This window comes from Tenacibaculum profundi (assembly GCF_052050075.1).
Lineage (GTDB): Bacteria > Bacteroidota > Bacteroidia > Flavobacteriales > Flavobacteriaceae > Polaribacter.
Genome location: NZ_CP197225.1, coordinates 1,666,446 through 1,679,936 on the forward strand (window position 1 = coordinate 1,666,446; position 13,491 = coordinate 1,679,936).

General features: G+C 31.9%; 9 protein-coding genes. 6 read left to right on the plus strand and 3 right to left on the minus strand.

What is annotated here, in order from left to right; all coding sequences use genetic code 11:
• The first annotated feature begins 12 nt into the window (after window positions 1–12).
• Together ACSIGE_RS06810 and ACSIGE_RS06815 are read left to right on the plus strand one after the other, a co-directional pair.
• On the plus strand, window positions 13–780 hold the full coding sequence (locus tag ACSIGE_RS06810; protein ID WP_440882015.1) for a polysaccharide biosynthesis/export family protein: 768 nt from the start codon (window positions 13–15) through the stop codon (window positions 778–780).
• A gap of 6 nt (window positions 781–786) precedes the next feature.
• Complete coding sequence (locus ACSIGE_RS06815; RefSeq protein WP_440882016.1) at window positions 787–3,135, plus strand: GumC family protein; 2,349 nt, start codon at window positions 787–789, stop codon at window positions 3,133–3,135.
• 55 nt (window positions 3,136–3,190) lie between these two features.
• Here the strand turns inward: ACSIGE_RS06815 and ACSIGE_RS06820 are convergent, their stop codons facing one another.
• From ACSIGE_RS06820 to gldJ, 3 genes are all read right to left on the minus strand, one after another.
• Window positions 3,191–3,928, minus strand: coding sequence for a tyrosine-protein phosphatase (locus tag ACSIGE_RS06820; protein WP_440882017.1), 738 nt, complete (start codon window positions 3,926–3,928; stop codon window positions 3,191–3,193).
• A gap of 27 nt (window positions 3,929–3,955) precedes the next feature.
• On the minus strand, window positions 3,956–5,203 hold the full coding sequence (locus ACSIGE_RS06825) for a UDP-N-acetylmuramoyl-tripeptide--D-alanyl-D-alanine ligase (protein ID WP_440882018.1): 1,248 nt from the start codon (window positions 5,201–5,203) through the stop codon (window positions 3,956–3,958).
• A 74-nt stretch (window positions 5,204–5,277) separates the two neighbouring features.
• A complete protein-coding gene (gene gldJ / locus ACSIGE_RS06830; protein ID WP_440882019.1) occupies window positions 5,278–6,984 on the minus strand; it encodes a gliding motility lipoprotein GldJ in 1,707 nt (568 codons plus the stop codon).
• 234 nt (window positions 6,985–7,218) lie between these two features.
• Between gldJ and porU the strand changes: the two genes are divergently transcribed.
• From porU to ACSIGE_RS06850, 4 genes are all read left to right on the plus strand, one after another.
• Window positions 7,219–10,572 carry a type IX secretion system sortase PorU gene (porU, locus tag ACSIGE_RS06835; RefSeq protein WP_440882020.1) on the plus strand — a complete coding sequence of 1,118 codons (3,354 nt, stop codon included), beginning with the start codon at window positions 7,219–7,221 and terminating at the stop codon, window positions 10,570–10,572.
• A 49-nt stretch (window positions 10,573–10,621) separates the two neighbouring features.
• A complete protein-coding gene (gene porV, locus ACSIGE_RS06840) occupies window positions 10,622–11,701 on the plus strand; it encodes a type IX secretion system outer membrane channel protein PorV (protein ID WP_440882021.1) in 1,080 nt (359 codons plus the stop codon).
• A 114-nt stretch (window positions 11,702–11,815) separates the two neighbouring features.
• On the plus strand, window positions 11,816–12,298 hold the full coding sequence (cdd, locus tag ACSIGE_RS06845; protein ID WP_440882022.1) for a cytidine deaminase: 483 nt from the start codon (window positions 11,816–11,818) through the stop codon (window positions 12,296–12,298).
• A gap of 119 nt (window positions 12,299–12,417) precedes the next feature.
• Window positions 12,418–13,479 carry a 3-oxoacyl-ACP synthase III family protein gene (locus ACSIGE_RS06850; protein WP_440882023.1) on the plus strand — a complete coding sequence of 354 codons (1,062 nt, stop codon included), beginning with the start codon at window positions 12,418–12,420 and terminating at the stop codon, window positions 13,477–13,479.
• Window positions 13,480–13,491 lie beyond the last annotated feature (12 nt).

The following is a 13,491-nucleotide window of genomic DNA, read 5'->3' on the forward strand; positions in this document are numbered from 1 at the left end:
AAAATTTCAATAATGCAAAAAGTAAAAACATTCACTTTGGTTCTTGCTACTCTTATGTTAACCTCTTGTGTTTCGAAAAAGGAAATTATATACTTTCAGAATGACCAAATAGATCAGTCAAAGTTTACAAACAGTTATAAAACCGTTTTTAAACCAGATGATCTATTACAAATCACGATTTCTGCTCTTGACATAGAGGCTGTAAAGCCTTTTAACTTGCCTGCTGTATCTTATGCCACTACTACAAGTAGTGTTATAGGAACTCCGAGACAACAATTATATTTGGTTGATAGACAAGGGTTTATAGATTTTCCCGTATTAGGGAGAGTCAAAATAGGTGGATTAACTAGACAAGAAGCTATCAATTTATTAATCAAAAAACTTGACCCTGACTATGTTAAAAACCCCACCATAATCATAAGAATTTCTAATTTTTCAGTGACTATACTTGGTGATGTTCAAAATCCTGGAACCTATACCATTCCGAATGAGAGAATCACCATTCTCCAAGCCGTTGGTTTAGCGGGAGACTTAAATATATCTGGAATTAGAACTATTCAAGTAAAAAGAGAAGAAAACGGACGTATAAAAACTTATGATGTGGATTTAAGATCTAACAATCTGTTTACCTCTCCCGTCTACTATTTACAACAAAATGATATTATTTATGTGGCCCCTAACGAAGCAAAATCTCAGTCTGCTTCTGCTAATCAAAACACAGGTTTATTTATTTCTATAGCTGGACTTTTAATATCAATAATAACATTAATAGCAAGATAATTAAAAATGAAAAACGAAAAAACTGATTATTCAATGTTAGATAATGACACTATTAATTTAAGAGCTGAGCTTGAAAAATATATAACCCACTGGAAATGGTTCATTTTAGGAGTATTACTATCTTTGTTAGGCGCCTTTCTTTTTTTAACGTACTCAACACCTCAATATCTAGCAAAGGCTACTATCCTAATCAAAGATGATGAAAAAGGCGGTTTGTCTGATGGTTTGGCGGCATTTGGAGATCTTGGTATTTTAAATGGCGGTGGAGGCAATATCGATAATGAGATCCAAATTATCAAATCGAGAAGATTGATCGGTGAAGTTATTAAAAAGTTAAATCTAACTACCTCATATTTTTTACATGAATCAATCATCCAAAAAGAAATTTACAAAACAGCACCTATTAAAATATCTTTTGAAAACCTTGAATACAAAATAGATTCCGTTATTTCTATTAAGATAAATTCTGAAAATAGTTTTACCTTATTTGATCAAGACGACAATGAAATAAATACTGAAGTACCCTTTGGAAATCTTATTAAAAATAGCACTATTAATTCTTTAAGAGTTAATAAAACAAATTATTTTAATGAAGAGAAAGTAGGAAACACTTATACTATTGCGATAACACCACTCAACACGCTTATTGATTCTTATTTAGAAACTGTTTCTGTAAGACCTATTAGCAAAAAGTCGAGTGTACTTCAATTCTCTTTAAAAACACCTGTCATACAAAAAGGTGAAAATATTCTCGATGAAATTATTCAAGAATATAATAAGGAAGCTGTTGACGATAAAAAAGAGGTTTCTCACAAAACGAGTTTATTTATAGCCGAACGCTTAAAACATGTTACCACTGAACTGGCTTTAATTGATGATAAAGTAAAAGGATTTAAGAGTAAAAATAATATTGCTGATATTGAAGCCGAAGCCAAATTGATTCTTGAGACGAATGCTCATAATCAGAAAAAACTTATTCAGGCTACTACAGAGCTGAATCTTGTCAAAGCCCTTAGTGATGAAATAAAGGTAGACGAAAATCTATTACCCGCAAATCTCGGTTTAGAAGACCCTAATATTTCAAAAGCTATTGAAAATTACAATTCTTTGATTCTTAAACGAAGACGCTTAAGTCAAAGTGCTGGCCAAAAAAACTCAATATTAATTCAAATTGAAGATAATATCAGTAATTTAAAAAAATCCTTAAAAAGAAGTTTAGCCAATAGAGAACGTCTTTTGGAAATTAGCCTACAGAATATAAAAACTGAGTCAGGAAGAAATAACTCTAAAATATCACAAATTCCATCAAAAGAACGAGATTTTTTAGACATTGCAAGACAACAAGAAATTATTGCTGGTCTTTACTCATATTTACTTAAAAAGAAAGAGGAAACAGCCATATCTTTAACTGCGAATGCCATACCCAATGCTAAAATTATTGATAAAGCTTATGCTTCCGACAAACCCGTCAGCCCTAAAAATAAAATTATTCTTTTAGTTGCATTATTACTAGGTCTTATCATTCCGTTTATTATTATTTACTTAAAAGATCTTTTAGATACGAAGGTGCACACAAGGAAAGATATTGAAGAACTCACCTCTATACCTTTTGTGGGAGATATTCCTCATTCTGAAGTAAAGCAAAAAATTGTTATCGATGCAAATGCAAGGTCGAGCACTGCAGAAGCTTTCCGTTTAATTCGAACTAATCTTGACTTTATGTTACCTAAAAAGAAAGATAATAATGGTCGTATCGTATTTGTTACCTCTACTACAAGTGGTGAAGGAAAATCCTTTAGTTCTATAAACCTAGCAGCATCACTTACACTATCTGGTAAAAAAGTTGTTCTTGTTGGCTTAGATTTACGAGCACCAAAAATCACTGAATACCTTGAAATACCTGATAGAAAAGGAGTCACGAACTTTTTAACGAATGATACTATAACGTTGGATTCTTTAAAATTTTCAATTCCTGAAATTCCTAATTTGGATATTATCGCTTCAGGAGCCATTCCACCTAATCCTGCAGAATTATTAATGGCATCAAAAATGGATCTCCTCTTCGAAGAACTTGAGAAAAATTATGATTATGTTATGATTGATACAGCTCCTGTAAATCTTGTAACAGACACGCTTCTTATTGCTAATAGAGCTGATTTAGTTCTTTATGTAACCAGAGCAAACTATTTAGATAAAAGAATGCTTATCATTCCTGAAGGCCTTTATAGAGATAAAAAACTCCCTAATCTAGCAATCATTTTAAATGATACGGATTTAAATAGGGGTTATGGTTATGGCTACGGACTTGCCAGTGAGTTAGATCACAAACCATGGTACAAAAAAATATTCAGCTAAAGCAAACAAATCTAAAATAAATAAAAAGACCAACTTATATCTGAGTTGGTCTTTTTTATTTAAAAAAAGAATTATTCTTTACAAGAGTTTCAATTTTTTTGATATTTTTTTTATTTCCTATTTTAGTTAGAAGCTTTAAATGATTCATATGATGTGTGTCTGTACCAACAAAATCGTACAGTCCCTCGTCTAATAATTTATTCGCTATTTTCTGAACACTTTTACCATATTGCTCTGTTAATGACAATAAATTTAGCTGGAATAAACATCCCGATTTTTTCAATTTATAATACATTTGAAAATCAGCATGGTAAAAATTATATCTTTCTGGATGCGCTAACACAGGTTTATATTCTTTTAACTGTATATCAAACAAAATATCAAACAAATTAAAAGGAGGATTGAAATAAGACATTTCTACTAATACATAATTATCTTTTAGCGTTAAGATATCTTTTTTAGCTAGTCGCTCTACAAATTTTTCATCCATCATATATTCTGCGGCTGCACGAAATGTAATATTACTTAATCCTCTATTATTTAATTCATTATTTACTTCTAATAGTTTTTCAAGAATTAACTTACTAGAATTCGGATAAACATCACCAAGTACATGAGGTGTTGTTACAAAATTAGTAATTCCATATGAGGTCATCTTTGTAATCAGTTGTATTGAATTTTCAATATCCTTAGCTCCATCATCAATTCCAGGTAATAAATGAGAGTGAATATCTACAAAATCATTTGTAAATAATTCATTAAGTGGTATTTCTTTTTTCTTTAGAAAAAACATAGGTACTAATTTATCCTTTAAAAGATTTTAAATAAACTCTAAAACACGCTCTAAAGACATGCCTCTAGAACCTTTAATCAATATATTTCCTTTTTCTATAGGATTTTCTTTTATAAAATTTTTCAAATTATCAAAAGAATGAAATTTTTCAAATGGTGACCTTGTTTTGTAAAACAAATCACCCACAAGACAACATTTATCAAAATTGTGCTCTATTAATAGGTCTACTATTTTCTGATGCTCTATATCGCTATACTCGCCAAGCTCGAACATATCTCCTAGTATGACCATTTTATATTCGCCATTTATATTACTAAAACTTTCTATGCTATGTTTCATACTTGACGGATTAGCATTATAGGCATCCAAAACAATTTTTAACTCTCCTTTTTGTATAATCTGTGAACGATTATTTGTAGGAACATAACGCTCTATCGCTATTTTTATTTGTTGTGGAATAATATCAAATAGCGAGCCAATTGTTATTGCAATAGCGATATTATTAAAATTATAATCTCCAATAAGATTACTTTTTATAGTTAATTTTTCAAAGGAAAGATCAAGATAAGGTGATGTATTAATAAGTTTAATTGATTCACTAATAAATATATTATTTACACCTTTAGCGTTTGAGACTTGAAGGGCATCATTCAGATTTACAATCGCCGATTTACCATTGTCTCTCAAAAAATCATATAATTCTGATTTCCCTTTAATAATTCCTTCCATAGAACCAAATCCTTCTAAATGCGCTTTTCCAAAGTTTGTTATAAGTCCATAATCAGGCTGTACAATTTCTGATAAAAACTTAATTTCATTCTTATGGTTTGCCCCCATTTCTACGACTCCTATTTCTGTTTCTGGTGTCATTGATAGTAAGGTTAAGGGGACGCCTATATGGTTGTTAAAATTTCCCTTAGTCGCTGTTACCATAAACTTTTCACTTAGTACTTGATTGATCAACTCTTTAGTGGTGGTTTTACCATTACTCCCCGTTAGTGCTATGATAGGAATACCAAGTTTATTTCTGTGATAGGTTGCTAATTGTTGTAACGTTTTAAGCGAGTCTTTTACGAGAATTGTTTGATCGTTTATTTTATACTCGCTTTGATCAATAACTGCATAACTAGCCCCTTTTTCTAAAGCTTGTTCTACAAATTCATTTCCATTAAATTTTTCCCCTTTAATAGCGAAAAAAATAGATCCCTCTCGAATCGTTCTTGTATCAATATCAACTAGATACGATTCAGAGTATAACTTATAAAGCGCCTGCATTTTCATGTAGTAAAAATAATAAACCCCATTTAAATCAATGGGGTTTATTTATTTAATTTTATATGTAAAATATATTAATTTGAGTACTTCGGCACCGCTGTTTTTCTTTGGTTCATCATCATAGGCCCCATTTTATCTGTTGCACACCTAAAACCAATATAGTTTGTTGCCATATATTCAGGGAAATATCTTCTTTGAGCAGGATCTAACCAATACTCTCTATCTGCCCATGAACCTCCTTTAAATACACGGGACTTATCACTAATCAGCGTTGTTCTTGCTTTATCATCATATTTGTAATTATCAATAACCCTACCAAGAGAATCTTTCTCTGCTTCTGGTTTTTCTGGAGAATTATACATTCTTGGTGTGCCATTTAATTGGTCTTTATCAAAATCATAATATTTAGAACTCGCTAAATCTCCATCACCAACACTTGCATTATTGGCTAGGTTGTAGTTTCTTCTCATGTACGTATCCTCTTTTGTGATAGGAATATATTTTACAGAACCAGGAACCTCCTTTGGAATAATTCTACCATTTTCTAGTGTGTCATACTCTACCTCTCCTAATTCATCTCCTATGATTACGACTTTACCATCTTCATTTATTAATTTTTTTGTAAATATATTTCCTCTGAAATAATTAAAATCATTCGCTTCTGAATCAATTATAGGCCTATATACATCAGAAACCCACTCAGCAACGTTTCCTGACATATCAAACAAACCAAAAGCATTCGGTGGATAGCTTCTTACTGCATTCGGAATATCTGAACCATCACTACTCCATCCAGCAATACCTGAATAATTACCTCTACCCTGCTTAAAGTTAGCTAATTGATCACCTCTTCTTCTCTTATCTCTGTCACGTGTATACTTACCGTCCCAAGCATATTTCTTTCTTCCTCGAATATTATTATATTCCCTGTTTTCAAAAATTGCTTTCGCAGCGTATTCCCATTCAACTTCCGTTGGTAGTCTAAATTTCTGAGATAAAATTCCGTCAGTAGATGTAACATGTCTTCCAGTAAATGCTCCTTTCTCTTTCTTAGGTTCACCCTTTTTTCTTGTAACAGGTAATCCGCGTTTATAAATAGTAGAGTCACCTTCAAATAAGGCATAAGGATTAGTTAAATAAGCGTCTGTATCAAAGTTATTTTTTCCTTTGAATTCCAATGAATCCTCTTTGAAAATATTCGATATAATTCCCTTATCCATTAATATTTTTAAGTTAACCGCATTAGTTCTCCACTTACAATATTTATTTGCTTGGATCCAACTAACACCAACAACAGGATATTCCGCATAAGAAGGATGCCTTAAATAACTCTCTGACAACAAATTAGTATTCCCTAAACCTTTTCTCCAAACCAATGTATCAGGTAAAACAGATGCGTAAATATTTTTAAATTGAGGTTCTTCTGGTGGGAAAATATCTTTTGTGTACTGCATGAATAAACTGTACTCAGAATTTGTTACTTCGGTTTCATCCATATAAAAAGAACGCACATGCATCTGCTTTGGAGTAGTATTCCAGTCAAACATCACATCGTCTTGAACTAATCCCATTGTAAAAGTTCCTCCTTCAATATGTACCATTCCAGGCGGCACATTATTACCTTCTTTGTACTTTCCTTTCAGGTAACCACCATAACTTGGATCATTAAAGTTCCATCCAGTGAGGGAAGATTGTCCTGAACCGCTTCTTTTACTACTACAAGAAGCAAATAGCAATCCTGAGATGGCTAATAAACTAAATAATCTTAACGTACTTTTCATGTATTTTTAACTATTTTAAGGGTGTTGCAATTTACAACATTTATCACTTCTAACAACTAAATTATCTTTTATTTAAAATACAAACTCAATTAAAAACAATGTTGTTCGCTTAGTCTCAAACGATTCTTTTTAAACTTTATTATTTCAAACTGAACAAAAAACTAAAAATTAATTCTTGATATTTTTATTAACTTGTATCAAATTATGAAAGTATACACAACTCTTTTTTACCTTATGATCGTAATATCAGGTTACGGGCAATCAAGCTCTGTTTTATCCAAGGGGAATTGGTATAAATTTTCAATTTCTACTACTGGTGTTTATAAACTAGATGCTAACTTTCTTAAAAAACTAGGAATCAACACCAAGAGCGTAGACCCTAAAAATATAAAAATATTTGGAAATGGGGGTAGTATGTTACCAGAAAAACTTAGTCTGAGCAGATTTAATGGTCTAAAAGAGAATTCTATATATATAAAAGGTGAAGAAGATAGATCATTTGACAATGATGATTATATTTTATTTTACGGCAAAGGAGCTCATGATTGGCGTATTGATATAGCAACCCGAAAAGCAAATCACAACCAAAACATTTATTCTGACAAATCTTACTATTTCTTAACGATTGATACTACTCCAGGAAGAAGAATTCAAATATTAGAACAACCCAACCAAAATAGCACCAAAACCTTTTCATATTACGATGATTTTATTTTTTATGAGAAAGAATTGAAAAACCTTTTTGCTTTGGGAAGATTATGGCTTGGAGAGGATCTAAGTTTTCCGAATTCACAAACATTTAAAATTCCTTTTCCAAATCAACTAGAAAACTCTTTTTTAAGGATAAAAATCAGTGCTGTAGCCATTTCTTCGTTACCTTCAAACCTTCAGGTTTCTAATGAAGAAACTTCCCTAACTACCCTAAACTTTCCTCCCGTTTCAAACTCAGGTGTAAGCGGTCTTGCTAGGCAGAAAATAAAAGAAGTCATTGTAAAAAGTTCCAACACCAACTCTATCCCATTAAAATTGACATTTAATAATAATGGACTAGCTTCAGCGAAAGCCTATTTGGATTATATCGAAATTTCCGGTAAAAAAAAATTAATAGCTAACGGAAAGCAGTTTTGTTTTAGAAATTTCGAAGCTGCCACAACAAACGGAACTATCGAGTTTGCTATTCAAACAAATAAAAAAATTGATTTTATATGGGATGTAACTGCCCCTTTAAATCCAAAAAACATCAAAAACAATGGTAATTCGGAGGTTTATAAATTTAAAACAAATGGAAATATCTTGAGTGAATTTGTCGCCACATCAATTGATGATTATTATATACCCCTAATTGAAAATTCTTCACCTATTACTAATCAAAACCTTCATGCTTTGAAGAATATAGAGTATTTGGTGGTCACTAATAATAGTTTATTCAGTGAAGCAAAAAGATTAACAAATTACCATGAAAACAACAATCTCTCTTCAAAAGTTGTCCTCCTTGATCAAATATACAATGAATTTTCCTCTGGTTCGCCTGACGTTACAGCAATTAGAGACTTTATAAAGCATCTCTATGACAGCTCCTCGCAATCAAAAAAATTGAAATATGTTTGTTTTTTTGGAGACTCTTCATACGATTTCAAAGATAGGTTAACTCATAATAACAATATAGTTCCAACTTTTCATTCAAAACAAAGTTTCGATTTAACATCCTCCTATGTAACAGATGATTACTACGCAATGATAGAAGCGTCTGAAGGAAATATGCTTATCGAGGATAGTATTGATATCGCCACCGGAAGAATTCCTGTAACCTCTAAGCTAGAAGCCAAACAAGTTGTTGATAAAATACTAAATTACTACACCCCTAAATCATTTGGTGATTGGAGAAATACCCTAACGCTGGTTGCAGATGATATTGATCAAAACGCTGATAAAACACTTCTAACTGGCCTAGAAGAAATTGCTGATTCAATAAAAAAAAATAAACCATTTTTTAATATCAAAAAATTATATGCTGATGCATTTAAACAAGAAACCACCTCAGGAGGCGAACGATATCCACAAGTAAAAAATGCTATAAGCGACGCCATCGAAAAAGGATCTTTAATCTTTAATTATTTTGGACATGGCGGTGAGGATGGCTTGGCTGATGAAAGAATTCTTGAAATCCCTCAGATACAAAAATTTAAAAACCTAAACACTCTTCCTTTATTCATTACGGTAACCTGTGAATTTTCAAGATTTGACAACCCCTTGAGAGATACCGCTGGAGAGAAATTATTTTTGAATAAAGAGGGAGGAGCTGTTAGTATGATTACAACAAGTCGAAATATTTACATCTCAAATGGTGCTATGTTTAACAATAAGTTAAATAAGTATGTGCTGGAATTTGAAAATAAAAACCTTAGCATAGCACAAAACTTAATGGTTACTAAAAACCTTTCTCGCACGCAACAGAAGTATTTCGTCTTTTATTTTGGTGACCCAGCTATGAAACTTGCTATTCCAAATCCAAATATTAGATTAACCAAAATTAATCAGAAAGCAATTTCTGAAACTTTAGATACCTTAAAAGCTCTTTCAAAAATTTCAATGGAAGGCATTATTACGGACAATTCAGGTAATATCATCCCTAGTTTTAACGGTATTCTGAGTGCTACTATTTTTGACAAATCTGTTAATAAACAAACCCTTGACAACGATGGCTTTGGCTTTATAAATAAATTTGACATACAAGAAAGTAAACTTTTTAAGGGAAATGCCTCTATCAAAAATGGTTATTTCAAATTTAATTTTATTGTACCCAAAGATATCAAAATAGCATTTGGAAAAGGAAAAGTAAGTCTCTATGCTCATAATAACAGCTATGACAAAAGGGGCGTAAATACTGATATTATCATTGGTGGTATTGAACAAAATGCTCCTGATGATACAACCGGCCCTGAAATTCGAGCATTTCTTAATGATGAGTCTTTCGTTGACGGAGACTTAACAAATACCTCCCCTAATTTAATTATTCATCTGAAAGATTCTAGTGGAATCAACACATCACTTACTGCAGTTGACCATGATATTGTTGCGATCCTTGACGACGACGAATCGAACCCAATTAACTTGAATGACTATTATCAAACTGAGCTTGACAATTTCACTAAGGGCAGTATTTCATACAAATTAAGAGAGCTATCAGAAGGAACACATCGTTTAAGAATAAAAGCTTGGGATACTTACAATAATTCATCTGAGATAACGTTATCGTTTGTGGTTGTGAGTGACTTAAAGCTAAACATCAGTAGAGTATTAAACTATCCTAATCCGTTTGTTAATTATACTGAGTTTTGGTTTAATCATAACAAACCGAATGAGCCTTTAAAAGTTCAAGTACAAATTTTCACAGTATCTGGGAAATTGATAAAAACAATAAATGGAGTGTCTCAGACATCAGGAAACCTATCCAATATTATAAATTGGGACGGATTAGATGATTTTGGAAACAAAGTTGGTAAAGGTGTTTATGTTTACAAACTAAGTGTTAAATCAACCGTTTCTAATGATACTTTTAAAAAATTTGAGAAATTAGTAGTAATGTAATATTAGAATGTAAAATTATATATTTGCACAATCAACAAACGAAATATAAATGAAAAAATTAACGACCCTTTTGCTCCTTTTATTAGGTTTCAACTATACAGTTAAAGCACAACAAGGAATAACAACTTCAACACCTTTTCTATTAATTACTTCTGATGCAAGAGCTGGAGGTATGGGAGACATTGGCGTAGCAACCTCTTCTGACGCTTTTTCTATTTTTCACAATGCTGCGAAAACAGCCTTCAATAAAAATGAAATAAGTGTTGGTTTAAACTACACACCTTGGCTAAGAAATTTGACAGATGATATTTTTGCTGGAAACCTTTCTTATATTCAAAGATTTAAAGAGAATGCTGCTTTCGGAGTTGATTTAAAATATTTTTCTCTTGGAAGAATCGATCTAACAGATAATAGTGGTAATTCAACAGGAAGCATTAGTCCTAATGAAATAGCTCTTACTGGTACCTACGCACTAAAACTGAGTGAAACTTTCTCTATGGGAGTAGGACTTAAGTACATCAATTCAAACTTGGATGTTTCTAACAATTTGGATGCCGTTAACTCTTTCGCTGTTGATATTTCTGCATACTATAGATCAGAAGAAGAAAATTTTGGCAGTTTTAATGGTCGTTACAGGCTAGGTGTAAACATTGCTAATATCGGTCCGAAGGTTGAATATACACCAGGAGATGCCAATTTTATTCCAACTAACTTAAAACTGGGTGGTGGTTTTGATTTTATTTTTGACGATTATAATCTTTTAGGATTAAATCTTGAATTCACTAAACTATTAGTTCCATCTGACCCTAAATCGGACAAAGGATGGTTTGAAGGAATGTTTACATCTCTTGGAGATAGAAGTTTTAGTGAAGAGTTGCAAGAAGTTACTTGGGCTTTGGGTGCTGAATATTTATACAACAAAGCTTTTGCTGTAAGAGCTGGATATTTTCATGAGAGTGACGAAAAAGGTAGACGTCAATTTTTTACACTAGGTGCAGGCTTTAAAGCGCGTGCTTTTTCTTTAGACTTATCATACTTGGTTAATGCCTCAAATGTAAATAACCCTTTAGAAAACACTTTGCGTTTCTCGCTATCTTTTGATTTAGGAGAAATCTATGATGACTATTAAAAATCAGTTAGTCATTAGTTTACCAAAAAATCATAAAGCTGCCACTTCTTGGCAGCTTTTCTTGGCTCTAAGGAAAATATTAATTATTTGAATCTTTAAATTAACGATATTCATATGAAAAAAATAACAGTTGACACTTCTGCTTTCTTATTTAATGATCTTTCAGAACTACCTAAAGACGATTTAGAGCTAATGAACAGCGCTATTAAAACCAGAAATAAAGCCTATGCACCCTACTCTAAATTTAGTGTTGGTGCTGCACTACTACTCAGTAATGGTAAAATTATTACTGGAAATAATCAAGAAAATGCGGCATATCCATCGGGTATGTGTGCAGAAAGAGTTGCCATATGGAAAGCTGGATCTGATTTTCCAAATATGATCGTTAAAAAAATAGCTATTACAGCTGCTTCATCAATAACAAAAGTTAGCAAGCCGGTAGGTCCTTGCGGAGCTTGCAGACAAACACTTTCAGAATATGAAATTAACCAAAAAGAGCCCATTGAAATAATTTTTATGGGTGAGGTTGGTCAAATTGTAAAAACTGAATCTCTTTTGGCGCTACTTCCTTTTTCGTTTGATAGTTCATATTTATAATTATTCTTGCTTTTTTTTACTAAAATCGCAAAAAAAACAAAAAGGTTAAGAAATACTAGTAAAAAAGTTAATTAAAGTCTTTTCTTTGTTCGAATCACATAAGAAAGGAAGCTAAGACGATGAATTCAATAATTACTGGAACGGGAACCTATATACCAAGTATAACAAAGGAAAACATTCAATTTTCAGGCAATCGATTTTTACATGTTGACGGTACACCATTTAAAAATAATAATGCTGTTATCATAGAGAAATTTAAATCAATAACTGGTATAGAAGAAAGACGTTATGCAAAAGACAATCTTAATGCTTCTGATCTAGGTTTTTTTGCTGCTAAAAAGGCAATAGAAGATGCTTCTATTGACCCTGAATTATTAGATTATATAATTTTTGCTCATAATTTCGGAGATGTCAAAGCTAATGCTATTCAGACAGATATTTTGCCCAGTTTAGCGACAAGAGTTAAGCACTTGCTTAAAATTGAAAACCCAAACTGTATTGCTTATGATCTACTTTTTGGTTGCCCTGGTTGGGTGCAAGGAATTATACAAGCACAAGCCTATATAAAATCTGGAATTGCTAAAAAAATTCTTGTTATTGGGGCGGAGACCTTATCTAGAGTCGTTGATCATTATGATAGAGATTCAATGATATATAGTGATGGTGCAGGTGCCTGTATTGTAGAAAAAACCGAAGAATTAGATACTGGTATTTTAAGTCATGCAGCTCAAACATTTGCAAAAGACGAAGCTTATCATTTATTTTTTGGAAGTTCACATAATGAAAATGATGATAAAGATGTTCGATACATCAAAATGCACGGTCGTAAAATTTACGAATTCGCCTTAACAAATGTTCCAAAAGCAATGAAAATGGCTTTGGACAATAGCGGCGTTCCTATAGATGCACTTAAAAAAATATTTATCCATCAAGCAAATGAAAAAATGGATGAAGCAATTATAAAGCGATTTTATCGCTTATACAAAATGCCTGTTCCCAAAGGAATTATGCCCATGTGCATTCATAAGTTGGGAAATAGCTCTGTTGCCACTGTACCAACGCTTTTAGATTTAGTTTTAAAAGGAGAAATTGAAGATCAAGAAATACAAAAAGGAGATGTTATTATGCTTGCTTCAGTTGGAGCTGGAATGAATATTAACGCTGTAATTTACAAATTTTAGTAACAATTTTAG

Coding starts and splice junctions, on each gene's coding strand:
- ACSIGE_RS06820 (WP_440882017.1), bottom strand. CDS start 3,928: ATGTTTTTTCTAAAGAAAAAAGAAATACCACTTAATGAATTATTTACA.
- porV (WP_440882021.1), top strand. CDS start 10,622: ATGAAAAAATTAACGACCCTTTTGCTCCTTTTATTAGGTTTCAACTAT.
- cdd (WP_440882022.1), top strand. CDS start 11,816: ATGAAAAAAATAACAGTTGACACTTCTGCTTTCTTATTTAATGATCTT.
- ACSIGE_RS06810 (WP_440882015.1), top strand. CDS start 13: ATGCAAAAAGTAAAAACATTCACTTTGGTTCTTGCTACTCTTATGTTA.
- porU (WP_440882020.1), top strand. CDS start 7,219: ATGATCGTAATATCAGGTTACGGGCAATCAAGCTCTGTTTTATCCAAG.
- ACSIGE_RS06825 (WP_440882018.1), bottom strand. CDS start 5,203: ATGCAGGCGCTTTATAAGTTATACTCTGAATCGTATCTAGTTGATATT.
- ACSIGE_RS06850 (WP_440882023.1), top strand. CDS start 12,418: ATGAATTCAATAATTACTGGAACGGGAACCTATATACCAAGTATAACA.
- gldJ (WP_440882019.1), bottom strand. CDS start 6,984: ATGAAAAGTACGTTAAGATTATTTAGTTTATTAGCCATCTCAGGATTG.
- ACSIGE_RS06815 (WP_440882016.1), top strand. CDS start 787: ATGAAAAACGAAAAAACTGATTATTCAATGTTAGATAATGACACTATT.